Origin of the sequence: Alkalimarinus alittae (assembly GCF_026016465.1) — a bacterium.
Classification (GTDB): domain Bacteria; phylum Pseudomonadota; class Gammaproteobacteria; order Pseudomonadales; family Oleiphilaceae; genus Alkalimarinus; species Alkalimarinus alittae.
Window position 1 is genome coordinate 3,742,056 of the sequence record NZ_CP100390.1, and the last position, 25,738, is coordinate 3,767,793.

Genomic DNA, 25,738 nt, shown 5'->3' on the forward strand with positions numbered 1-25,738 from the left:
GTGTTAACGTTGAACACCTCGAGGACGCTCAACAGTTATCAATATTTACATTTCTAGCGCTTTGTATTTTTCACGCAGACGGTTACGTATAGAGACCGCCGATAAATTGAGTAGTGCAATCACCACCACCAGCAATAACGATGTGGCATATACCAATGGTCTTGCCGCTTCAACGTTGGGGCTTTGAAAGCCAACATCATAAATATGAAACCCTAGGTGCATAAACTTTTGGTCTAGGTGAAGGTAAGGATAGTTGCCATCTAGTGGTAATGAGGGTGCCAGTTTAACCACGCCCACTAACATTAGCGGTGCAACTTCACCAGCGGCTCGGGCAATCGCCAAGATAACCCCTGTCATCATAGCCGGGCTCGCCATAGGAATAACCACCCGCCATAACGTTTCTGCTTTGGTTGCACCTAATGCGAGACTACCTTCACGAATAGACCTTGGTATTCGAGACAACCCTTCTTCAGTGGCCACAATCACCACCGGCAAGGTTAATAAGGCCAGCGTTATGGATGCCCATAGCAATCCAGGCGTACCAAAGGTTGGCGAAGGAAGCGCCTCTGGAAACATCGCCTGATCCACCCCCGAACCAATAAAGTAAATAAAGAACCCTAGACCAAATACACCATAAACAATCGATGGCACACCGGCCAGGTTATTAACCGCGATACGAATAACCCGCGTTAAAGGGCCTTGTCGCGCATACTCTCTAAGATAAACGGCCGTAATAACACCTAAGGGTGTTACCAATATCGACATTAAGATAACCATCATCACGGTGCCAAAAATAGCGGGGAAAATACCACCTTCAGTATTGGCCTCTCTTGGATCTTCTGTAATAAACGCACCTATTTGTTTGACATAAAAAACCACTTTTTCAAATAAGTTCATTTGGTTGGGGCGAAAGGCTTTAACCACTTTTGCTAAAGATATTTCAACAACAGAACCATCCATTGTGGTGGCCTCTAAACTGTCTCGGTTAATCAACCCATAGAGTGTCGTAAGTTCTGTTTGAAGGCCTTCATATCGAGCATCGTATTCAGCTCGTTCAACGTGAAGATCGGCTAATTTAGCGTCGGTTGCCTGCCCCTTTAACGCGAGCGACCGCTCTTTCAGACGAATTCTTTCAAGGCCTTTATTGATACTCCCAATCTCACCTTTTTCAATATGGTCTATCTTCTCACGAATACCTTCGGCTCTCTCAATACGGCCTTGCAACTCAGCCCACAAATCGCCTTTTTCAGCGAGCTCAACGGCTTGACCGTTCTCTTTAACAGACAGCAAATAGCCATAAAAGTTACCCCACTCATACCGCTCCATGACCATCACATCTTCAGGGTAATGCTTATTACTTAAGTCTCTATCCAGTACCCAGCGAAAATCAAACCCACTAATATCGCGATTACCAATTTTCAGTAAATCTCGACTTAGAAAATCGACACCTTCGGGTACACGAACGCCCGCCGTTCTGAGCTGCTCAGCAGTCACCTCTTCAGTTTCTACAATTTCCCCAATGATGATAGAGCGTGTGCCATCAGCCGCTAAATGTTCAGCTTCTAGTACCGCGTGTGGCCAAAAATGAACCAACCCTTTAACAGCGATAAGCCCGAGTAACCCCACGACCATAATTAAGCTGATAGCGACTGCACCGGCATTCAGCCAAACCCATGGGCTACCTTTAGTTGTCCAATCTTTTAATGAAACTCGCATGCTATATTTTCTCTTCATTAACATCTGTTGACGTAATATCTATGCGGTGAAATGATTAAATCACGCTGTACTTATTGCGAAGCCGTTGCCTTACATACTCAGCCAATGTATTCACAACAAAGGTAAATAAGAACAGAACAAACGCCGCTAAGAATAAAATACGATAGTGAGACCCGCCGACTTCCGACTCAGGCATTTCAACTGCGATATTGGCTGACAGGGTTCTCATCCCTTCAAAGATATTCACATCCATAATCGGCGTATTACCGGTCGCCATTAACACAATCATGGTTTCACCCACTGCCCGCCCCATACCAATCATTACGGCTGAGAAGATACCCGGGCTCGCCGTTGGAAGTACGACTCGAATCATAGTCTGCCAAGGGGTTGCCCCAAGCGCCAGTGAACCGTAACTCAAATGTTTAGGTACGCTAAAAATAGCATCTTCTGTGATCGAGAAGATCGTCGGGATAACAGCAAACCCCATCGCAGCCCCCACGACCATGGCATTACGTTGATCAAAGTTGATACCTAGATCGTTGGTCAACCAATTACGCATATCGCCATCAAAAAACCACAATTCCAGAACAGGGCTCATTTCGAAACAGAACCAACTCACTAGTGCAATCCAAGGCACCAGTAAGAGCGGGTCCCAGCCCTCAGGAATCTTATGCCGAATAGACTCAGGTAGGTTGGCCCAAACATATCCAAAAAGCACAATCGATAAAGGAGTGATGAGCAACCAGCTGAAGATACCGGGTAAATGAACTTCCATAAAAGGTGCAAAGAACAACCCTGCCAAGAAGCCCAAAATAACAGTCGGTAGCGCCTCCATCAGCTCAATCGCGGGTTTAACCTTACGACGCAAGCGAGGGGCCATAAAATAAGCGGTATAAAGTGCACCACAAATAGCCAGTGGCGTCGCGATCAGCATCGCATAGAAAGCGGCTTTTAATGTTCCAAACGCCAGAGGCATTAAACTATATTTAGGTTCAAAATCGTTATTAGCCGCAGATGACTGCCAGATATAATCAGGTTCTTGATAACCCTCGTACCAGACCTCTTCCCATAACGCTTGCCAAGAGACTTCTGGATGCTCATTCTCAACATGCCATAGCACTAGCTGCGCGTTGGCATCCTCAAACATTAGGAAGTTTGCGCGAGGGGCAATAGAAATATGGTTTATTTTCCCATCACTGACTTTTTCATCCAGTAACTTCCGATGCGCAGTGGCGTTAAAAACCGAAACATACCCTTCGTCATTACTCACAATAAAGCCTTTACGCCGATGCTCTGGCGCAATGCCACTCACCGCCGCATCACTGTGCTCAAAGCGTCGTACCTTCTTTAGTGAGTACTCATTACTATCATCCCTCACCATAAACCATTGAGATACTTTACCGCTGGAGTCTGCGGCTAAAACAGAAATCCCACCTAATAATAGCTCTAGTGAGGTTATTTGATGCTTGCCGTCCGTCAGGTCAACCCGGCTATTTAACAGTGGGCTGTCATGGTCAACCAGATCATACACGTCAAGCTTACCTTTAGAGGTCGCCAAGTAAAGCCATCGAAGATCGGGTCCTACCTGCATATCAACAATATCACCATTAAGGTTTGGCATCGCAACTCTGGAGGCCTCAAGTGTCACTTCACCACTCAAGAAATCTTCTTCTTTACTAAAGTAACTTGAAAATAACGCGTTATCTGCATTTAGCCCCACCACCAACATGGCGGACTCTGAATCCCTTAACACGACATTTTTTATGGCGCGGCCGTTATCGTCTAATGCAATAGGCTCGGCACCGTAGGGATACTCGATAACAGGCGTAATGACGCGAACATCATTGGGGAAGGTCATTTTATAACGGTGTTTAAATACAAGCGCGGTGCCATCAGATAACCCCGCAATCACTAGGTGACTACCTGTCGCGGCTTCTGAAAAGCTCGTCACTTTCACCCCATCCGGTACAGGTAACATCAGAGTGGTCTTGGCGCTACCATCTTGTACATTAAAAAATATAACATCGCCCGTATCGGTTACCCGAATTGCTTTTTCGGCTTGCTCTTCCATTGCCAGATAAACGGTATTCGCTTTCACGCCGTTATCGCTGACCGGCATTTCATACTGGGCAACTTGACTCATATGAGCAGGTTGAAACAACGGCATCACTTCATAAAGTAAATAGAAGAAGATCAGCGTGATCGCGACGATAACACTCACGCCGCCCATACCAATTGAAACCTGAGCGAGCTTGTCTTTAAACGCGCGAAGCTTACGGTAACGAAGCAACTGGGGCGTATTAAAGTCTACATTAGGGGTCTTTTTAACAACTTGATCATTCATTATGAATACAGTCCGAAAGCATGATCTAAATATAATGAGAGAAGAATAATAATTTAATGTGACAGTTGTATTACAAAGGGGTCATATTTCGAGTAGTAATACAGGAGAAAAGGAGAGGTAACCATATGTGGCTAAGTTTATACGTGTGGAGCGTCTGCTTAACCTGGGTGTCGGGATGAATCCCGACTTACATTAGGGCGTATTATTTTCCCCTGTAGGTCGGTATTCACACCAATGCAGACTACACATAAACCTAAATGTTTATTTTGTGCACCCGTTATTTAAGCCCTAACTGCGCAAGGCTTTTGTCTGCTACCGCAGCAGGAAGTGGAACATAGCCATCTTTGACCACAACTTGCTGACCCTGTTTAGACAATACCGACTTAATAAACTCGCCATCTAAAGGTGATAACGGTTTGTTAGGCGCTTTATTAACATAAACGTACAAGAAACGAGACAAAGGGTATTTACCCGTAACGGCGTTTTCAGGCGTCGCATCAACAAAAGGCTGACCGGGTTTCTTTGCTAAAGCGAGAGCACGAACACTGGCTGTTTTGTAGCCAATACCCGAGTAGCCAATACCATTAATTGACTCTGATACCCCTTGTACAACAGAGGCAGAGCCCGGCTGTTCATTCACGTTGTTTTTAAAGTCACCTTTACACAGCGCTTTCTTTTTAAAGTAACCATAAGTACCTGATACTGAGTTACGGCCAAACAGCTGAACACTACTATTCGCTAAATTGCCATCTGCTAAACCCAAGTCACTCCATTTTGATACATTCGACTCAAACCCACATTTACGAGTCGATGAGAAAATCGCATCAATTTGAGGGATCGTAAGCCCTTGAATAGGATTATCTTTATTTACAAATACAGCCAATGCATCAATAGCCACAGGAACAGCCGTTGGCTTGTAACCAAACTTTTTCTCAAAGGCTTCTATTTCTTTATCCTTCATTTTTCGACTCATTGGGCCGACATTTGAGGTACCTTCTGTCAGTGCTGGCGGCGCAGTAGAAGAGCCAGCAGCCTGAATCTGAACATTAACATTAGGGTAGTTACGCTTAAAGTCTTCTGCCCATAAGGTCATTAGGTTGGCAAGCGTGTCAGACCCTACGCTAGACAAGTTTCCTGATACACCACTGGCTTTCACATAGGTAGCTAGGTTTTCATCAACCTTTGCAGCCGCTGTTGCATTGATAGCTGTTGTGGCGCCTGCTACTGCAGCCGTCACCGTTAATGCTGCAAATAGTTTCTTTATCTTCATCGTTATCTCCAATTCAAAATAGTTGCTCACAAAACAAACCGTGTATCTTGCTCTGCAGTAAACCGCTAAAGGACAAACTTAATAACAATATTTATCCGGTTTGAAGACACTATAGAGACTCTATATGACAGCGATGTGACAACTCTGTTTCAGAATAATGACAAGCAAATATCTTAAAAACCAGCCTGCTAAATACAGGTTTATGAAACTAGCATTAGGCTGAAAAGGTGAATATGCATATAATGAGCAAAAAATAATATTAACCCACATTTATGTGGTCACCAACGTAGGCCCCCTAAAGAAAAACAAACCTACAAGGAAGAACAAAAAATAAAATGGCTTTTAGCAACACGCTCTTAAAAACAATTCACGCGATAGATCAATTTACCGAACACACCGGACGGACTATTTCATGGTTAAATATTGCCATGGTGGTATTAACTTGTCTAACAGTGATAATGAGGTACGTTTTTAACCATAGCTCTATTATTGCGCAAGAAAGCATCATGTACCTTCATGCGTCTATCTTTCTGATTGCCAGCGCGTACACACTTAAACACGATGAGCACGTAAGAGTGGATATTTTTTACCACCGCCTCTCTCCTAAAGCTAAAGCCACAGTTAACTTGCTAGGCACAATATTACTATTGATACCCGTGATAGGTTTTATAGGATGGAGCAGTTGGCCCTACATTGAAAGTTCATGGCGTATATACGAAACATCTCAAGAAGCGGCAGGCGTACCCTTAGTCTACCTTTTGAAGTCATTAATTCTGGCCATGGTGGCCGTGATGCTACTTCAGGCGCTAGCCGAAATACTCAGAAGCATCACTATACTCACCGGCATTGAAGTCGAGCACTCAGCTAAACATGAAGGAGCGCTCTAATGACCGAGTACTTACCCCTAATTATGTTTGCAGCCGCCTGCATTGTGCTGCTATTTGGTTACCCGGTTGCACTGTCTCTCGCCGGCACAGCCCTTATTTTTGCAGCCGGAGGCATTGCGACCGGTGTATTTGATATCGCGTTCCTACTCGCCACCCCCAACAGACTCTATGGATTGATCACCAACCAAACTCTGATTGCTGTTCCGCTTTTTGTATTTATGGGTTGTATGCTCCAGCGCTCGAAACTGGCTGAAAATCTACTCGAAAGCATGGCCGAACTGTTTAAAGGCTCCAACGGAGGTCTAGGAATATCAGTTGCTATTGTCGGTATGCTATTGGCGGCAAGCACCGGTATTGTCGGTGCAACCGTGGTCACGATGGGGCTTATTTCACTTCCTACGATGCTCAAGCGAGGTTATGCTCCATCAATAGCCACCGGAACCATTTGTGCAACCGGCACATTAGGCCAGATCATCCCCCCTTCTATTGCGCTCGTGTTGCTCGGAGACGTACTTTCCAGTGCTTACCAGCAAGCTCAGCGCGACATGGGCATCTTTAGCCCAGACACTGTCTCAGTCGGTGACTTGTTTGTCGGTGCCATCATTCCCGGCCTCTGTTTAGTGGCTTTATATATTATCTATATCGCTGCAATGGCAAAATTTAGACCTGACCTTATTCCACCTGAAGATGAGAAGCCTGAAGATACCAGCGCGGTAGCACTATCGCTACTTCACGACTTAACACCGCCATTATTACTGATCGTTGTAGTGCTAGGCTCTATTCTTAGTGGTATCGCAACCCCTACAGAGGCCGCAGGCGTGGGGGCTTTTGGGGCGACGTTACTGGCACTATTACGTAAAAAACTCACTCTTGAAGTAGCCCGTGACGTTTGCCGTACCACTACCCGCGTCACCTGCATGGTGTTTCTAATCCTGATTGGCGCTTCTATATTTTCACTGGTATTTAGGGGTTACGGTGGTGATGACTTAATTCAATCGCTGTTTAATGATATGCCCGGCGGTGTTTTTACCGCCACCCTAGTGGTGATGGTGGTCATCTTTTTACTTGGCTTTATCTTAGACTTTATCGAAATAACCTTTGTGGTTGTGCCAATTGTTGGCCCAGCATTACTAGCAATGGGTCTTGACCCCGTATGGTTTGGCATTATGATCGCGCTAAACCTACAGACATCATTCCTTACGCCGCCGTTTGGCTTTTCGCTGTTCTATCTCAGAGGTGTAGCGCCGGACAGCATTGCAACCTCTGACATATACAAAGGAGTCATCCCGTTTATTATGATTCAACTTTTGATGTTAGGTTTGTTAGCCGCTTGGCCCGAATTAGCCACCTGGTTACCGGATAAAATTTATAGCTAAATTGACTTATCACGCTTACTAAGTAGCAAACTCTAATTATACTGCTATCAAAACAAATACAAGAAAATGAAATAAAGGTAGAGCCATGAGACATTCAGAGCACAAGCCAACGCCTGCAGGAGAACTCACCCTGCAGATCGTACCCATGCCAAAGGACACCAATGCAAACGGTGACATTCATGCGGGCTGGCTGGTAGGCCAAATGGATTTAGCCGCTGCAACGGCTGCAGGACGCTTATCTCAAGGGCGAACGGCGACTGTCGCCATCGAGGGAATGGAGTTTATATCCCCCGTTAGAGTCGGTTCACAAGTAAGATGCTACACAAAGCTCGTTGACGTAGGCCGAAGCTCTATTAAGCTCACTGTAGAAGTGTGGACACAGGATCTTGATGAGCACCACCCAAGAAAAGTTACTCAGTCGACATTTGTGTTTGTAGCAATAGATGAAGATGGCTGCATCCGACAGTTACCTGATGAAGTATTACACCCATAGAAGAAAAACACTGAATAAAGCCTAAAATAATGGACCTCTGTCATGGCAGATACCATAAGCACTTTAATACACTAAGCAAACTCAAGACGAAACTGAACGTATCTAACACCCAGCCGTCATCGCTTTATTGCTCTTATTTCAATGCGACGGCTTTATTTGACCATAGCGCCCCACTAGGAAACCTGTTTTTATGGAAGGTGTTTTTTTAAAAGTATTAATACTGCTTGCGGCCGCCGTCATGGCGTCCACCATGCTTAGACGGCTTCGCATCCCTCCTATCCTTGCTTATTTGTGTGTGGGCCTAATCATGGGGCCTAGTGCCTTTGCTGTGGTCGAAGACCTTGAAGCAATTCGCTTTCTCGCAGAGTTCGGCGTGGTGTTCTTGCTATTTTCTTTAGGGCTAGAATTTTCGCTCGCTAAAATGATGGCGCTTAGACATACCGTTTTCGGGCTAGGTGGACTACAAGTCTTAATCAGCTGTATCGTAATATTTGCCGTTGCTTTAGCGGCCGGTGTTTCCATTGAAGAAGCCATTGTGATCGCTGGGGCGCTATCGCTATCCTCTACAGCGGTCGTTAGTAAAGAATTGTCATCTCGAAGAGAGCTCAACAAACCTCACGGCCAATTGTCGATTGGCATACTGCTCTTTCAGGATATTGCTGCGGTATTATTCTTAATTCTGGTTCCTGCATTTGCAGGCAGCGGTCAAGAAGAAATATTTACATCTATAGGCATTACCCTATTAAAAGGTGTCGGTTTATTTGCGTTACTACTCGCCTGCGGTCGATGGTTACTTCCCCCGCTATTTAATGAAGTGGCTAAAACACATTCAGAAGAAGTGTTTGTTATGACAGTGTTATTAGTTGCGCTTCTAGCGGCAGCGCTGACTCATCACTTTGGTCTATCTATGGCACTAGGTGCGTTTATTGCAGGCATGATGCTGAGCGAAACCAATTATAGGCATCAGATAGAAGCGGATATCAGACCCTTTAGAGACCTCTTGCTTGGACTGTTCTTTATCTCGGTAGGAATGGCACTGGATATTAATGCCCTAATGGCAAATTGGCACTGGATTATTCTCTGCAGCACAGGGTTAATCATCGGTAAAACATGCCTTATCTTTGCGCTAACGCGATTAAATAAACATAGCAAACGTGACTCTATTACTACTGGGCTATACCTCGCACAAGGCGGCGAATTTGGTTTTGCACTATTTGCCCTTGCGTTTAAAAGCGGCACAATGAGCGAGTCTGTCAGCGGTGTTTTAGTCCCTACGATAGTCGTCTCTATCGCACTAACACCTTGGCTAATTAGTATCGCCCCTTATGTTTCAAAAAAGCTATTTGGCGAAGCCAAGTTTACCCCTAAAAATGATTATAAAACCCAACTTAACAAAGCCAGTGAATCACTCAGCGACCATGCCATACTCTGTGGCTTTGGCCGAGTAGGACAATCAATATCAAGGTTTTTAAACAAAGAAAGCTTACCCTACATTGCGGTGGATATTGACCCTGTTCGAGTCAACGAAGCCGGAATAGCGGGGGAGAACGTCCACTACGGTGATGCATCTAGACTAGATATACTCAAAGCGCTAGGTTTGGAGCGGGCAAAACTGCTCGTTATTAGCTATAAAGAAATAGACGTAGCCAAAAAGATCCTTCACACCATACGCGCACAAGGTTACACCATTCCTATTCTAGTCAGAACAAGTGATGACTCCGCTCTAGAGGAACTTTTACAGTCAGGTGCCACAGAAATCGTTCCTGAAACCATGGAAGCAAGCCTGATGTTGGTGTCACATGTACTAACAATGATGGGAACACCCGCCGACCATGTAACTGACCACATTGAAAACGCCCGAAAGCAACGCTACCAAATTTTACATGGCTACTACCATGGTACGGGCTCTAAAATCATCGATGATAAAGGGAATGCACTTGAACAACTCCACGCGGTGTTATTAACTGCAAACTGTTTCGCCACAGGCAAAACACTGGGTGAGCTAAACCTTGAGAAGGCAGGGGACCCCGTAGAGGTTATCAAACACGCTAACGGCCAAGAATCAGCTCCCTCCTCAGCAACGTTATTACAAGAAGGTGACACCGTTATTCTACATGGTAGCTCGGAGCAAATTGAAAAAGTAGAGAATCTAATATTGGCGGGTTAAATCTTTAACATGTGACATTACAGATACGAAAAACGGAGCACAAGCTCCGTTTTTTTTGATTTTTTATTGGCCTTTAACGTGTGCCATACACAACCATTGTTTTACCTTTAACCTGAACAAGCCCTTGCTCCTCAAGTGTTTTTAGTACTCGTCCCACCATTTCTCTAGAACAACCCACGATTCGGCCTATTTCCTGTCGCGTGATTTTTATCTGCATACCATCTGGGTGAGTCATTGCATCGGGCTCTTTACATAAGTCCAATAGTGTTCTAGCGACTCGTCCTGTGACATCTAAAAACGCCAAGTCTCCAACTTTACGTGTCGTTTGACGAAGGCGAGAGGCCATCTGCTCTCCAATAAAATAGAGAATGCGAGGATCTTCCTGCGATATCTCTCGAAATTTGGTGTAACTTATTTCTGCAACTTCACACTCAATTTTCGCTTTAACCCACGCGCTCCGTGAGTCCATATTATCGAACAGTCCCATCTCACCAAAGAAGTCGCCCGTATTCAAGTAAGCCATAATCATTTCTCGACCATCATCATCCTCAATGATAACCGTCACAGACCCCTTGATTATGTAGAATAGGGAATCACTTTTATCCCCTGCATATATAATCGTACTTTTTGCAGGATAACGACGCCGGTGGCACTGAGACAGAAAAAAGTCCAGATGTTTTGTTTTACTCTCTACCGGTTTAATAATCGTTGCCATCTTTTGTTGTCCCTTAATTTATTACTTAGTCATCTTCACCTAACCTACTCGCCAGTGAACATAACACAACTTTTTTAATTATCGTTTTGCCCTTATCCGTGGGCTATATAAGTCAGCTTATTCTCACTACCTTGTTTATCCAAAAAGGTAATCATCAAAGCCTTATCGTTATTACACTTAAGCCTAGAATTCTTAAACTATCAATACACTTTCAGAAAACCGCTTCGCACTCACTTAAGCGCTAACGTTTATATCAGGATAAAAGCCTTCCATCAACCTATTGATCTTACTCACACAATTACGACATCAATTGAGTATAGCCCAAGATATTAAAACCAGCTTTATAATAAAAAGTGCTTTTATGTTACGCTTCATTGCAAATTATAAGAGCGCTGTCTTTTTTATAAAGCGAGCATTTGATATCAACACCAAAACCATATAATGTTCGGCCAAAAGCACGCTAACAGACCCGTCGTAATAGAGGTTAACATGAACGTAAAAGTAAGTTGGGGCGGTAACGCTAAATTTGTGGGTGAATCTGGTTCAGGGCATCAAGTAACCATGGATGGCCCACCCGATCATGGCGGCCAAAATTTAGGTCCTCGCCCAATGGAAATGTTGCTGCTGGGCTTAGGCGGTTGCACCTCATTTGATGTAATGAGTATTCTTCAAAAGTCACGTCAAGATGTGACCGACTGTGTGGCCGAAATTACTGCCGAACGAGCCGATGAAGTCCCAAGTGTGTTCACTAAAATTCATGTTCACTTCATCGTCAAAGGCAACCATCTTAAAGAGAACCTTGTGAAGCGCGCAGTATCGTTATCTGCAGAGAAATATTGCTCTGCTTCTATTATGTTGGAAAAAGCAGGCGTAGAAATCACTCACGATTACAGCATCGAGGCGTAGTACGATATGACCACTCAGCAAAATCCATCCATCCCGCAACGGCCTAAACCAACGGCAGGCATGCGCCATGTCGCATTGTTTGTCACTCAGTTTGATGAGACAGAGCGGTTTTATGTTGATTTACTTGGAATGAATGTTGAGTGGCGCCCCGATAATGATAACGTCTACCTCTGCTCAGGCAATGACAACCTAGCGCTTCACAGAGCCCACAAAGGCGCACCTTCAGGCCCTCAGCGATTAGACCACATTGGCTTTATTATTGACGACATTGATCAGGTCGATGCGTGGTATGAGTTTCTTAACCATCATCAGGTTAAAATACTTAACCAACCTAAAACTCATCGAGATGGCGCAAGAAGTTTTTACTGCTTTGACCCTGACGGCACTTCGGTGCAAATCATCTATCACCCGCCAATATCCGTACCCACGGCTTAACCCTCAGAGCGGAGAGCAATCAAGAGCGGTTAAACCCGCTCAATTGCGCTGATAGATTTAATGAAATTTTGTCTACTCAAAGGCTAAAAAATGTGCATAATACGCATCCTTCCGACATACTGTTAGAACATCTACACTCTATCTATCCGATGATGCGTTAATCGGGCATTTGGGCTTTTTTTATTATCCTGGGTGAGGGTCTGTAATGGACAAAAAACTCAAACTTCATGGGTTTAATAACTTAACAAAATCGTTAAGTTTTAATATTTATGATATCTGCTATACCAATAGCGAAAAGCAGCGTCGAGCATATATTGAATATATCGATGAAATGTACAATGCCGAGCGATTAACTCAAATTCTGACGGATGTTGTGAAAATTATCGGGGCGAATATTCTTAATATTGCACGCCAAGATTATGACCCACACGGCGCAAGCGTTACGCTTTTAATCGCTGAACACGAAGTGCCACCAGAACCTTCTGAGATTACAGAAGCGCCAGGGCCGTTACCTGAAACAGTCGTTGCGCACTTAGATAAGAGCCACGTAACCGTTCATACTTATCCTGAAAGCCATCCAGATAATGGTATTAGCACTTTCAGAGTAGATATCGATGTGTCGACTTGTGGCCTGATATCTCCGCTGAAAGCACTGAACTACCTTATTCACAGCTTTGACTCAGATATCGTAACAGTTGATTACCGCGTTCGCGGCTTTACACGCGATGTCGATGGTACCAAGCACTACATCGATCATAACATTAGTTCTATTCAGAGCTACTTGAGTGAAGACACTCAAAACTCTTACGATATGATTGATGTAAATGTATACCAAGAAAGTACCTTTCATACCAAAATGCTATTGAAGCAGTTCGATATGGATAATTACCTTTTTGGTGATGGCACTGAGGCCTTTACTGAAGAAGAGCAGAAAGATATTGCCAAGCGTCTAAAGAAAGAGATGCAAGAGATTTTCTATTCTCGCAATATGCCCGACCTTTAGTTAACGCTAAGTTCGAGTTGTAAGCAACGATCTACGCTTACAACTCTCCTCCCCTTTTTTCTACCCATATATTCTGTGCGCCATTAACTCTTTCACTCTGGGCCTTATGATTAAGTCCATTGCTAGCGACATTTTGCTGCCTGGAATCACCAATGTATCTTGTCGAGAGATAAATGACCCATTAATCATTTGTAGAAGATACGTAAAATCGACCTCACTATATTGACGAAAATGAATGACCACCATACTTTCGTCATCTGAGGGGACGCTGCCCATCATAAAGGGGTTCGAAGTATCCACCGTAGGGACTCGCTGAAAATTAATATGGGTGTTAGAGAATTGCGGCACGATGCAGCGAACATAATCGTCCATTCGATTGACAATGGTGTTCACTACCGCCTCTTTCGAATAGCCTCTTGATTGGGTGTCACGGTGTACCTTTTGGATCCACTCTAGATTTACAATCGGAGCGACGCCAATTAATAGATCAACGTGAGACGCAATATTAACCTGATCAGTGAGTATCCCACCATGTAACCCTTCATAAAAAAGCACATCAGTATCGGGAGGTAAGTCCATCCAAGACGTAAACGTGCCTGGCTGCAAGCCCTGCTTCGTCAGTTCAAAATCATCATCATGCACATATTCACGATACTGACCTGTACCTGTTGCAGCATAGTCTTGAAATAGCGCTTCTAGCTTATCTACATGGTTAGCTTCGAGAGAGAAATGATTCCATGCGCCATAGTGCCCTTTCGCTGCACGTCGCGACATTTCTGCACGGGTATATTTATGGAAACTATCCCCTTGAATCATTCCTGCGTTAATGCCTTCATCAGCAAAGATACGGCTAAAGATATTGCTCGCAGTTGTTGTGCCTGCGCCTGAAGAGCCGGTCACTGATATGATTGGATACTTTGCTGACATTGACACCCGCTTAACGAAGTTATTTAACGTTCGGGTATTTTAGTCGTTTCGAAGTGAGATTGCCTGTTATTAAGTCAAAAATTATTGATAAGTCGAGGTTTCTCGATCACATAACCTTGCGCATAATCGACACCCAAAGACGTTAACAAATCAAGGCACTGCATATCTTCTACCTGCGTTGCCACCAATTCTTTGCCCATAAAATGTACAACTTCTGTCATTGATCGCACCATCGCCCTATCACCGGCATCGGTGGTTAAATTTTTGATAAATGTGCCGTCGATCTTGATCATATCCACCGGCAACTCTTTAAGAAAATGATAAGAGGACATGCCTGCACCAAAATTCCCCAGACAAAAATGACAACCGATCTCTTTCAATTCATTCATAAACTCAGCAACGCTATGAATATTAGAGATAGCCGCTGCCTCTGTGATTTCGAACCACAACTTTTCAATCGGGGCATCATGCTCACTTAATCGATGGTAGATAAACTCCAACAACTCTTCATCGTTAAGAGAATGTCCCGATAGATTAATAGAAATCCCCCCCATCGATTCTAGAGCCGCTTTATGCTGAGTCATCCAATCAAGCATATGCCCGACCACCCAACGATCAACAGCTTGCATACGGTTATATTTCTCAGCCGTACGAACAAACTCATAAGCTGGGATCAGATGCCCTTTATCATCATAAACACTGAGCAATATTTCATAATGTGTTTTAACACGGGTTTCGGACTGTAAGGGGATAATTTTCTGGCAGCGCAACAGGGTACGCTCATTATTCAAGTCACTAAACCCCGCAACTTTTGCTTTAATCTGTGCTTGCTGAGAAATATTAGATTCATCCGCGACATAATGCTCGACTTTATTAGGCCCTCTACGTTTGGCCTTACGACATGTCGCTTCAGCAACTTTGAGTAACTGGTCGGTATTAGAGGCTACTTCACTTGCAGAGGCGACACCTATACACACAGCTAACTGATACAGCTTACCTGCCCACTTAAACTGGTTTTCATGTATTTGCCGCACATATTGCTTGGCGAGACCATCAACACTCGAGTGCTTTACTAATACACCAAATTCATTACCACCTAACCGTGCCACCACGGTGTCATTAGGTGCATATTGAAGCAGCAGGCTTGCCACACTTTTTAGAATGGCATCGCCCGCTTCATAGCCTGCCGCATCATTAATAATTCTAAACTGACGAAGGTCGAGATACAGTAACGAACACTCGGCAGTGCCACTTTCTTGCCCAAGCAAGTTTTCAATATTGCGTTCAAACTCTTTGCGATTAACGAGCCCAGTTAGCTCATCATGTGTGGTGGCGAATGACAGCTGGCTATATACCTGTTTAACCATGTTATCGAGGCTCTCATCAACAATCGGAACCTCATAATCTTTTTCTAAGATGGCTATTTCTTTTTGTAAATATCCCGCGACAGTCATCAAATCAAGCTCTACAACCTTCATGCCTTGATGGTTAACAAAGACAAATTTTGAGTACCCTTTTGCCACCCAAACTAATCGCATATATTGAGGATTGGCGGGGTCTTTAATATATTTTAACCAATCTCCAAGCTCTAACTTTTGAGCCCGTAGCACCCAGCGCTGCATGCCCCTATGTCGACTTTCGGTCAATAACGAAACATCAGGTTGATCATCCATTGACTGTTGTAAGGGCATTTCAATCATCTCTGCCTTAGCGTCTTTCGAGTTGATTAAGAAGCGCTTTAACTCGTCTCGGATATGGCCCGATGGCATGTGATTACTCGATATTGATGACAACCCTTCCTGAATAATCTTCAGCAAGTCGGTTAGGTTTATGTCTAAGGTTGGATCTTCTCCGTAAGCCAGCAAGCTATCCAGCACCCCTAAATAGTCTTGCCACGCCTGACTTTGATCTCCCTGACGAATATACGTTAGTGACAATAAGTCTTGCCAACCACCATTGATCAACGACACTACCGCTTTAGGCACCTTTCGACCGGCGATGCGCCGCTCTATCTGTCGTGCCACCACTTTTTTAGCCTGAACAACCTTCTGAGCCCCTTCAGCCGCAGCCGCAACCCGCTCCACATTCCGACGGTACAGTAAGTTCTGGCGATCAACTAATTCATCTAACTCACCTAAGACCTCATCAAAAACACTGGTGTCTTGCTCGAACTCATTGTTGATCCGCTGAATAATACCGTCTATTTTCTTTTGATTAGCAGGGTTTGGACGCCCGCCTTTAATACCGAGTTGCGCGACACGGTTTAGCACAGCTCTTACGGGACTGTCGATGTCTTCAAAAAACTCTTTATTTCTCATGAACACTTTTAGCACTGGCACTTCGAGCTTAGTTAATTGCGTCTTAGTCACTTCAGTGAGTTTTTGGCTCGTTTTCATGCTATCAAAAAACCGGTCAACAACATCAACAGCACCTTCTTGCTCCTGCGATAATGCTTTTTTATTACCCGTTCGGCTTTCTAACTTCTCTTTCAGTCGTCTAATTAACGGCGGAACTTCGGCCGACGAAGGGCTATTATCAATTGACGAGCTGCTTTGCATATCTTTGAGGCCTGACTGAACTTCGTCATGACTCCATTTAGGCAGTTTTTCATTTTTTACGTCTTCAGCTACCGCCGCACCACTTTTTACTAAACGATTCTTTTCAAGCATCGAAAATAAGTTATTGATCGTCGAATAGGCGCTCTGTGCAGCTCTCTGATGAGCTCTAAATTGAGATAAGTCATCACTGCTTAGGCGGGTTTTAGGCTGAAAAGGCGGCGCAAGCGATTGCACATTCTGCGTTTCTGGCGTCGGCTTGAGGTTGACCCTTTTGCTCTTTAAATTGCGCTGCTTACCCTCGACACCCCGCCCACTGCGATTAGCGTCAGTGGAGGCTACGTGCAGCCCTTCATCAAGCTTAGCGGATACTTTCTCAGCCAAATCTGCATGAAGAGATGCCCCGTTTTCATTTGCTGGCTTTTCTTTTTCACTAGCAGGCTTAGATGTTGTCCGATCGTCGCTCGGCTTTCTATCCGTTAAATATTTACTGAGGTCCAAGTCAGGTAAAACGTTGTGACGAATAAGAATCTGATTCAACCCCTGATACAAATCTTCAAGATTTTTGATAACGGTTGCTTCAAATGTTCTAAAAATCGTTTTATCTGCAATAGCCGAAAAGTTAAGTTGCGTCACAACATCTCGAAATGCATACACAATTAATGCGGGCCCTAAGGGGTTCTGATAACCCAAGTGATTAACTATTCCGACTTTATCAAGCCGCATCTTTAGCTGTAAAAGAAGGCCTCGATACTGCGTCTCTGCTTTTGTCACCATGACCTTAAACATGAGCCAATCTTCAAACTCATTTTTTTCTATTAACGAGAGCTGACTGACGCTTTCATCAGCACTTTTATGGTCATTAGATCGTCCAGGCTTTAGAGGTGCAGCAACCCCTGCAAGGGTGAGTAGTCGAATTTTAGATTGATGCTCTTTTAGCGTGCCTGCAACATCCATTAATTCATTGCACAGCTTATCGCTAGAGGCATTGTTAGCCGCATGCACTAACGCCGCATCAACATCGCTAGCATAACGATCTAGTAGCGGCTCAATATGTTCCGCAATTGCTTTATTGCACTGTCTAATAATAAACGATGCTTGATCTGATTCACCATGCATTGTGGGCTTGTTGATATCCTGCCCGACGCACAAATTCAGCATTGCATCGATAGCTTGCATATCAATTTCAATAAAGCACACCCCCATTGCACCCTGAATAAGTCGTACAGGATGCACTAGCAATGTATGCTCTTTGGCACATGTTGGGTCAGTAAACAGAACCTTAACTTTTAAATCCGGTGATTGCTGAACAGCCTCACGAATGGAGAAAGAAACATCGTCATCGTATTTAATGAACAACCCTTCCGCACAAAAGTCAGCAATTTCGCAAGCCCAAAAGCAGTCACCCGTTAGTGTTAATTTCGCTTCTAGCGTAATAGGGCGACGGAGGCTGGTACGCCGTTCCATGGTCATTTATTTTGATTCTCTTATACTGGGTTAAACATGAGTACTTAGTTCAATATTCATTCATGGTCCAACAATATTTTTTTGTATTTATAACTAACGTAAAGTATAGACTGCTTTAAAAAATTGATCGTAAAGTTCTGTAAACAAAGATTCGATACAAGCAATATGAAGAATTAGCATCATGATAATAAGAACCTCACTATTCACCGGCACTGCACTATTGATGGCTCTGTCAGCCGTATTGATCTCTCTTATTCAGGGTTGCAGTACACTGACATACTATCAGCAAGCCATCGTAGGGCAGTATACTATACTCAGCGATCGAGAGGATATTGATTCCCTTATCGCCGACGATGCCACGCCAAAAGAACTCAAACAGAAGCTAGAGACTGTTCGCCATATTCGTGCCTTTTCTGCCACCGAAATGCAGATGAATATTGGTAAAAGTTATGCTCAATACAGCGATACTAAAAGAGATTATGTCGTCTGGAATATCACCGCAGCCCCTGAGCTTTCTTTAACGCCACACCAATGGTGCTACCCGGTTATCGGGTGCCAAAGCTATCGTGGTTACTTTCAACAACACACAGCTGAAGTTGAAGCGAATAAATTACAACAACAGGGGTTTGATATCTGGGTGGGAGGTGTATCTGCTTATTCAACATTGGGCTGGTTTAATGACCCTATTTTAAATACCTTCATATACAGAGATGATAGTGACCTGGCCGCATTATTGATTCATGAACTCAGCCATCAGGTTCTTTACATAAAAGATGATACCGCATTCAATGAAAGCTTTGCGACGGCCGTTGAGCTTGAAGGTTTACGCCGCTGGCTTATTTCCGTTAATCAAGCGGCACTCATACACCACCATCAACGTAGGCTAAAAGAAAAAAAGCTTTTTATAGCGACCGTATCGGATGCGATTGAAAAGTTAAAAGCCATTTATGCGTCCGGCCTTAGTGATACAACTAAACGCCAACAGAAACAGAAAATTATTAGCGCAATGAGAAGCGAATATCAGCGAAACGTCATTAACAGTGATTTATCAGGGGTCTTCACCCATTGGTTTGATAAGGTCAACAACGCCAAATTAATCACCGTTTCTAATTATTACCATTACGTACCCGCATTTACAGCAATGATAGCTGAATCAGAGGGTGACATGGCCCAATTTTACAAAGCGGTAAAAGCACTGAGCAAACTCGATAAAGCGTCGCGAGATAACATTCTGAAAGGGTACTTACTCAAGCCAGCACATTAGTTAGCTGGCTTGAGAGGCCTTAGTTCAAGGGTCAGGTACCACTTATAAATATTTAACAAACACCTTAGAGTTTCTCTTTAGGTTGTAATTTGATTGTTTATGGCCTGGTAAGTCATCTTTTGATGATTTTTCGAAACCTCGCTCCAAAAACCAATGCTCAGTTTGGGTGGTCAAAACAAATAATCGACTAAACCCCTGCGCTCGCGCTCGCTTTTCGACCACCTCTAGTATGGTATCTCCTCTGCCATACCTGCGATAATCGGCGCGTACCGCAAAACAGGATAGCTCACCTGCGCCGTCTTCCGGAAAAGGATACAACGCAGCACAACCGATAATGGCGCCGTCTCTTTCATCAACTGTGAAATAACCGATCTCTGTCTCAATTAACTCTCTAGAACGGCGCACTAGCACGCCCTGCTCTTCTAGAGGCTCTATTAACTCCATTATCCCGTTAAGATCGCCTATTTGAGCAGGTCTCACTTGCTCGTAATCATCGGAATTCACCATTGTTCCGCCGCCATCACGGGTGAATAGCTCTTCCAATATTGCGCCATTGTTTTTATAGCTAATAATATGTGCACGCTTAACACCATTAGCGCAGGCTTCACAAGCCGCCCTTAGCTGCCCTTCAGCAAGCGCATCTAACTCACTCGACGCACCTAACAGTGCTCGACCATCAGCAATAGTTAATTCACGGATAAGCTGGTTATCACTATCAACAATACCCGGCTTATCAATTAATAAAATCAACTTCTCAGCTTTTAATGCTACAGCTGTAGCGCTAGCTACGTCTTCATAACTTAAATTAAACGCATCACCTGTCACTGAGTAGCCTAAAGAAGGCAGCACCACCACCGCCCCTGAGTCAAGCAGTGTTTCTATCGCCTCACTATCAATACGCCTGACCTTTCCGGTGTGGCATAGATCAGTACCCTCAAGCACGCCGACAGGTCTTGCCATGACAAAATTGCCGCTGCAAACACGAATTTTAGCGCCATGCATAGGAGAGTTAACCACCCCCATTGAAAGCTTTGCTTCTAGGGTCGCGCGTAACCGCCCTGAGACCTCCAGTATATGCTCAAGCATCAATTCATGCGTTACGCGTAGCCCTAAGTGAAACTCAGACTCTATACCTGCCTCAGCTAAACGCGAATCAATTTGCGGTCGCGCACCAAACGCAATGACTAACCTCACACCAAGGCTATTCAATAATGTAATGTCATGCACAATATTCGTTAAGTTGTCATCCGCTAAGGCTTCGCCACACAGCGTTAGCACCACCGTTTTTTTACGATGAGCATTAATATAAGGTGAAGACTGTCTAAACCAATTGACCCAATCTTTATCACTCACCCTCGCGTTCTCCTTCATCGCTGCTTAAAGCAGCTAAATCATCGATACAATATTGTTTAATAAGGCCCTCAAGTATTTTCACTGCAGGCTTTACCTGATCAATCGCCAAAAACTCATCAGGCTGATGCGCTTGATCAATTGAGCCTGGCCCCATGACAATAGTTTCCATACCTAATGACTGTAAATAAGGTGCTTCGGTTGCAAAGGCGACGGCTTCAGAGGTATACCCACTCAAGCGCTCACACACCGCGACAAATGGCGACTCAGCAGGAGTTTCAAATGCAGGCACACCACCAAATAGATGTTCTATTTCGAGTCCGACCTGATGCCGTTGCGCAATGGGGCTCACTCGCTGACGAATAATCCCTTGTAGAGTCTCAATATCCATACCTGGTAATGGCCGTAAATCAAACTGCAGCTCACAAGCACCGCAGATGCGATTGGGGTTATCACCGCCATGTATATGCCCAAAATTCATGGTCGGTATGTCAATTTCAAACGCGGGGTTTCGGTATTGTGCTTGCAGCTCTTGCCTAAACAGTGACAAGTCAGCCAAGACATCAATCATACAATCTAGCGCACTACGTCCCAATAGCGGGTTAGATGAATGCCCAGAGCGACCTTGCAACCGAATACACTCCATCATCATGCCTTTGTGCATACGAATAGGCTTCAATCCAGTGGGTTCACCGATTACCGCACATCGAGCTTTTGGGCGACCCGCCTCTGCTAGCGCCCTAGCCCCCGACATTGAGCTCTCTTCGTCGGCGGTGGCGATAATAATGAGCGGCTGCCTAAAGTCCGCTCCCGAAAATGCTTGAACAGCACTTAATATAACAGGGAAGAACCCTTTCATATCGCAACTACCTAACCCATAAAAACGGTTATCTCGATAGCTAAGCGTAAAAGGGTCAGAACGCCATTTAGCCTGATCAAAAGGCACGGTGTCAGTATGCCCTGCTAACACTAAGCCCCCAGGCCCTTGACCCATTGTCGCTATAAGGTTCTGCTTGCCCGGATAGCCAGGAACATCCATACGTTCAACAGCGAAGCCCAATGCACCAAACCAATTTGCCAGCAATTCGATCACTTGACTATTACTTTGGTCCCATGTTGCTGAAGGACTGCTCACTGACGGAACTGATACAAGCTGCATCAACATTTTTTCAAATGAAGGTAACACCGCGTCATTAACCATCTTGAATGCCTATCTCCACACTTTAAAAGACGTGATATTGCGTTTACGGAGTGGATAGCTCACTTTACCACCCGCGACGATTTGCTCGAGCTCGACAAAATGTTCATCTACGAGAATAATCATACCTTCCACGCGTTTGCCCGTGTCTAACTCAATTAACGCTCGTCGTTTCAGAAATTCAGCGGCCTCTTCAATTTCGGTTTCCTGATAGCTTTTGACGACAACTAACGCCTCAGCACTATCTGTTGATGTAACGTCTCCACCTGTCAAAGGCTGCCCATCATCGGTAGTAGTAGAAAATTGCTGTTCATCAATGGTTAGCGATAAGTCTGGGAGTAACACGCCATTTAGCATGATGCGCACATTCAACATACTTATAATATCGTTAGCCGAGAACAATGACAGCGATGAGTAATCAATACCCCGATCAGGACTCACCTCAACATTCAATAAGCCGCCATCTAGTATATAATCACGATAAGTATCAACTAATGATGCGTTTAAAGTGATGCCGTGATCTTTTAAATCTGCATCCCATTCTTGAGCCGCTTGTTCAACATAGCGGGGCCTTTCTGTCTCGGTTTTTTTACTGCAATAAAAAGATAACCGTCGGTAAAAGCCATTATCATTAAAGCGCCATGTTGCACGATTAATAACAGGCAGTGTGTTGCTTCGCACCACATCGTAAATGTCCCGCCCAGAAACCCCAACATCAACACTGAATTCACTTCGCCCCATGCTTTCGGAGTCAACAGTTGCATCAAACACTAAGCGCTCAGCTCGAAAGTTAAATCGGTAGCCTACTTCGCTGCTTACCGTAAAGCGATCGTACCCCATCGCGATTAACTCAGGCCCTTTTACCGAAGCAGTATCGCCACAACTATAAACACCAAAAGGATTAAACCCATCACCAGAATGAGTTATATCTGAACTAACATCTAACGAGTTTAATAGTTCTTCAAAGCGACCATCTAACGGAAAGGACATATTGGTTGTTTTAATGCGTAGTTCTTCAGGCGGAGTACGCTGTGCAAATTTATCACCTAGCGAGAGCAGCGCCATCGCATCTTTCGCTTTGAGGCTAAGCTCATCAATAGAGATAGTCCCCTTTAACAAGTAAGGCGTGATTTTGATATCCCTTACGCCCACCTCACCATCAAAGGTTGAGTATATCCAGCCATATTTAACCATTGCAAACGGTGCGACCTGCTCTTTAACCTCTGAAAGTTGCTGATACACTTGATACCATAAGTACCCTTTATATGAGCCTATCAACGCAACCGATATAAAAACGATTCCCCAAAATATTTTTTTCATTTTTATACGTCACTCCAAAACAAGCTTGATGAGCATACTAATATAGACATGTTGCTTAAACTATATCAGAGATATAGAACATAGGATAACCAGAATAAAGTGCAATCACGTTGTTATTTTTACGTATTTATGTATCTAACTAGGCAATATGTTGAGAGTTTTCTATACTGACCTTTAATAGGGTTTATCATGCACCGCTGTTTTTTCTTTTATAACAGCAAACCTCTAATCCCTGACAATCTAAGGGGAAAGAGAAGGATAATTACGGCGCGAAAGGATATGGCACATCACCACGATGATTTAACGCAAGCAGTTCGATACTTAAAACTCACCCTACCCGAGATGTGCAGACGGGAAATACCTACAACGCCAGAAAACTATGCAGTCTGGTATGAGTTTACGACCGGCACTAATTTTGAACTAAAACAAAAAATAAACAGCCTAATCAAAAATAACACCCCCTTCTCAGAAGAAATTAACACTAATCTATATACGCAATACATCGAAAACGGGCAACAGATAGCCGTTGATGAGATCAGAGACAACGTTAGAAAAATCATTAATGAGCTTCTATTACAAGTCTCGAACGAAGAGAGCGGCCTAGGACAATATGCAAAATCTCTTGAAACGTTTTCTGAAAAAGTAAACGATAACACTGACGCCAACACAATTAGTCTTTTAATTACTGAGCTTCTAACAGAAACCCGCAAAAGAGAAGAAGCGACTCATAATCTTCAGGCAACACTCGATAACATGGCTCAGGAGATGACGAATTTAAGGGAAGAGGTTGAACGTCTCAACGACGAAGCAAGCATTGACGCTTTAACCAGGGTTAAAAATCGACGAGCGTTCAATATAGCTTTAGAGAAATCAATATCCGCTAGCAAGATAAATTCAGCCGAGCTAGCGCTTCTAATATTGGATATCGATCACTTTAAACAGTTCAATGATCAGTTTGGACATATCACAGGTGACAAAGTACTTCGCTTTGTGGCAACCATATTACAAAAAAATGTTAAAGGAAACGATACCGTAGCACGGTTTGGAGGCGAAGAATTTGCGGTAATATTACCTGAAACATCTTATGGCAATGCGCTTTCTGTTGCCGAAAATATTCGTTCGCGAATTGCAGATCAAATGCTAACAGACAGTACGGCTAATATTAAACTGGGCTCTGTTCATGCATCAATTGGGGCTGCGACCTACCGCTATGGTGAGAGCCCTGAAGAGTTTATTAGACGAGCTGACCAATGTCTATATAAGGCAAAAAGAGACGGGCGGAACAGGGTCATTGGTGAACAGGAAATTACAGAACAGCCGCATTCAAACGAGCAAAAAATTTAGTCCTGAGATATATCAAGATACACCTAAGAAGCTGATATCTAAAGGGCCAAAAGCCTCTAGATTCAGCCTCTACAGGTCACTCTTTATATTTTATCGTTGGTTATGAGCGTGCCCACTCCTTCATCAGTGAAAATCTCTAGCAATGTCGCATGTGCAACTCTTCCATCAATGATATGAGCGCTCGTCACACCATTATTAACCGCACTTAGCGCACAGCCAATTTTAGGTAGCATTCCACCATAAATAGTACCATCTGCAATTAACCCATCGACCTGTTCTGTGGTCAATCCAGTCATTACATTGCCTTTTTTATCCTGCAAACCAGAGATATTCGTCAGCAACATTAGCTTTTCAGCTTTTAGCTTTTCAGCAACCTTACCGGCAACCAAATCAGCATTTATGTTGTATGAGCGACCGTCATCACCAACACCAATCGGTGCGATAACAGGTATGACATCACTCTGTGTGAGCATATTAATAACGTCCTGATTAACCTCTGACACTTCACCAACATGGCCAATATCGATAATCTCAGACTTTTGCATTTCAGGCTGGGAAATATCAACCTTTAGCTGTGTCGCCCTAATCAAATTAGCATCTTTACCCGTTAAACCAATAGCCTTGCCACCGTTGCGGTTAATCAACGCTACAATTTGCTTGTTGACCAACCCACCCAGCACCATCTCTACTACATCCATCGTGGCGCTATCGGTTACACGCATACCGTTTACAAAGTGACTCTCAATATTTAGTTTAGCAAGCAGCTCGCCAATCTGTGGGCCGCCGCCATGCACCACGATAGGGTTAATCCCTACAGACTTCATCAAGACAATATCCCTAGCAAAGCTATTTTTTAGCTCTTCATTCTCCATTGCATTGCCGCCGTATTTGATGACAATGGTCTTGCCTGCAAAACGCTGAATGTAGGGTAAAGCCTGACTCAATACAGATGCGACATGTATTGCTGATTCACGATTTGTACTCATACTATCTATTTCTCT

Annotated in this window: 19 protein-coding genes; 9 read left to right on the forward strand and 10 right to left on the reverse strand. The window is 44.0% G+C overall.

What is annotated here, in order from left to right; genetic code table 11:
- Window positions 1-45: 45 nt before the first annotated feature.
- From pstA to NKI27_RS16885, 3 genes are all read right to left on the reverse strand, one after another.
- Window positions 46-1,716 (reverse strand): phosphate ABC transporter permease PstA, encoded by a 1,671-nt coding sequence (pstA, locus tag NKI27_RS16875; RefSeq protein WP_265047197.1) that lies wholly within the window; start codon window positions 1,714-1,716, stop codon window positions 46-48.
- Between the two features lie 55 nt (window positions 1,717-1,771).
- Window positions 1,772-4,060 carry an ABC transporter permease subunit gene (locus NKI27_RS16880; protein WP_265047198.1) on the reverse strand — a complete coding sequence of 763 codons (2,289 nt, stop codon included), beginning with the start codon at window positions 4,058-4,060 and terminating at the stop codon, window positions 1,772-1,774.
- 277 nt (window positions 4,061-4,337) lie between these two features.
- Window positions 4,338-5,330 (reverse strand): PstS family phosphate ABC transporter substrate-binding protein, encoded by a 993-nt coding sequence (locus NKI27_RS16885; protein WP_265047199.1) that lies wholly within the window; start codon window positions 5,328-5,330, stop codon window positions 4,338-4,340.
- Between the two features lie 335 nt (window positions 5,331-5,665).
- On the opposite strand from NKI27_RS16885, the gene NKI27_RS16890 reads away from it, so the two are divergent.
- The 4 genes from NKI27_RS16890 to NKI27_RS16905 all read left to right on the forward strand — a co-directional run bounded on the left by NKI27_RS16890 (window position 5,666) and on the right by NKI27_RS16905 (window position 10,253).
- Window positions 5,666-6,217 (forward strand): TRAP transporter small permease subunit, encoded by a 552-nt coding sequence (locus NKI27_RS16890; RefSeq protein WP_265047200.1) that lies wholly within the window; start codon window positions 5,666-5,668, stop codon window positions 6,215-6,217.
- A complete protein-coding gene (locus NKI27_RS16895; protein WP_265047201.1) occupies window positions 6,217-7,593 on the forward strand; it encodes a TRAP transporter large permease in 1,377 nt (458 codons plus the stop codon). The genes NKI27_RS16890 and NKI27_RS16895 overlap by 1 nt, the downstream gene beginning before the upstream one ends.
- Window positions 7,594-7,678: 85 nt before the next feature.
- The gene (locus tag NKI27_RS16900; RefSeq protein ID WP_265047202.1) at window positions 7,679-8,086 is read left to right on the forward strand and encodes an acyl-CoA thioesterase; all 408 of its coding nucleotides are present in this window, start codon (window positions 7,679-7,681) and stop codon (window positions 8,084-8,086) included.
- A gap of 190 nt (window positions 8,087-8,276) precedes the next feature.
- The gene (locus tag NKI27_RS16905; RefSeq protein WP_265047203.1) at window positions 8,277-10,253 is read left to right on the forward strand and encodes a monovalent cation:proton antiporter family protein; all 1,977 of its coding nucleotides are present in this window, start codon (window positions 8,277-8,279) and stop codon (window positions 10,251-10,253) included.
- A 73-nt stretch (window positions 10,254-10,326) separates the two neighbouring features.
- Here the strand turns inward: NKI27_RS16905 and crp are convergent, their stop codons facing one another.
- Window positions 10,327-10,968, reverse strand: coding sequence for a cAMP-activated global transcriptional regulator CRP (gene crp / locus NKI27_RS16910; protein WP_265047204.1), 642 nt, complete (start codon window positions 10,966-10,968; stop codon window positions 10,327-10,329).
- A gap of 489 nt (window positions 10,969-11,457) precedes the next feature.
- On the opposite strand from crp, the gene NKI27_RS16915 reads away from it, so the two are divergent.
- From NKI27_RS16915 to speD, 3 genes are all read left to right on the forward strand, one after another.
- Window positions 11,458-11,874 carry an OsmC family protein gene (locus NKI27_RS16915; protein ID WP_265047205.1) on the forward strand — a complete coding sequence of 139 codons (417 nt, stop codon included), beginning with the start codon at window positions 11,458-11,460 and terminating at the stop codon, window positions 11,872-11,874.
- A gap of 6 nt (window positions 11,875-11,880) precedes the next feature.
- Window positions 11,881-12,309, forward strand: coding sequence for a VOC family protein (locus NKI27_RS16920; protein WP_265047206.1), 429 nt, complete (start codon window positions 11,881-11,883; stop codon window positions 12,307-12,309).
- 205 nt (window positions 12,310-12,514) lie between these two features.
- Window positions 12,515-13,312 (forward strand): adenosylmethionine decarboxylase, encoded by a 798-nt coding sequence (gene speD / locus NKI27_RS16925; protein ID WP_265047207.1) that lies wholly within the window; start codon window positions 12,515-12,517, stop codon window positions 13,310-13,312.
- A 60-nt stretch (window positions 13,313-13,372) separates the two neighbouring features.
- Here the strand turns inward: speD and NKI27_RS16930 are convergent, their stop codons facing one another.
- Both NKI27_RS16930 and NKI27_RS16935 read right to left on the reverse strand, forming a co-directional pair.
- Window positions 13,373-14,239, reverse strand: coding sequence for a phosphoribulokinase (locus NKI27_RS16930; protein WP_265047208.1), 867 nt, complete (start codon window positions 14,237-14,239; stop codon window positions 13,373-13,375).
- 74 nt (window positions 14,240-14,313) lie between these two features.
- Window positions 14,314-18,267 (reverse strand): DUF1631 family protein, encoded by a 3,954-nt coding sequence (locus NKI27_RS16935; protein ID WP_265047209.1) that lies wholly within the window; start codon window positions 18,265-18,267, stop codon window positions 14,314-14,316.
- 175 nt (window positions 18,268-18,442) lie between these two features.
- Here NKI27_RS16935 and NKI27_RS16940 point away from each other — a divergent pair, with 175 nt between their 5' ends.
- Entirely contained in the window at window positions 18,443-19,525 is a 1,083-nt protein-coding gene (locus NKI27_RS16940) for an aminopeptidase (protein WP_265047210.1), read from the forward strand.
- Between the two features lie 42 nt (window positions 19,526-19,567).
- On the opposite strand, the gene argA is transcribed toward NKI27_RS16940, so the two are convergent.
- The 3 genes from argA to NKI27_RS16955 are packed head-to-tail and all read right to left on the reverse strand — an operon-like array spanning window position 19,568 to window position 23,393.
- Entirely contained in the window at window positions 19,568-20,878 is a 1,311-nt protein-coding gene (argA, locus tag NKI27_RS16945; RefSeq protein WP_265047211.1) for an amino-acid N-acetyltransferase, read from the reverse strand.
- Window positions 20,871-22,076 (reverse strand): acetylornithine deacetylase, encoded by a 1,206-nt coding sequence (gene argE / locus NKI27_RS16950; RefSeq protein WP_265047212.1) that lies wholly within the window; start codon window positions 22,074-22,076, stop codon window positions 20,871-20,873. Before argE ends, argA begins: the two co-directional genes overlap by 8 nt.
- Window positions 22,077-22,085: 9 nt before the next feature.
- Entirely contained in the window at window positions 22,086-23,393 is a 1,308-nt protein-coding gene (locus NKI27_RS16955; protein ID WP_265047213.1) for a hypothetical protein, read from the reverse strand.
- 279 nt (window positions 23,394-23,672) lie between these two features.
- Between NKI27_RS16955 and NKI27_RS16960 the strand changes: the two genes are divergently transcribed.
- Window positions 23,673-24,737 (forward strand): GGDEF domain-containing protein, encoded by a 1,065-nt coding sequence (locus tag NKI27_RS16960; protein WP_265047214.1) that lies wholly within the window; start codon window positions 23,673-23,675, stop codon window positions 24,735-24,737.
- An 83-nt stretch (window positions 24,738-24,820) separates the two neighbouring features.
- Here the strand turns inward: NKI27_RS16960 and argB are convergent, their stop codons facing one another.
- Complete coding sequence (gene argB / locus NKI27_RS16965; RefSeq protein ID WP_265047215.1) at window positions 24,821-25,723, reverse strand: acetylglutamate kinase; 903 nt, start codon at window positions 25,721-25,723, stop codon at window positions 24,821-24,823.
- Window positions 25,724-25,738: the final 15 nt, after the last annotated feature.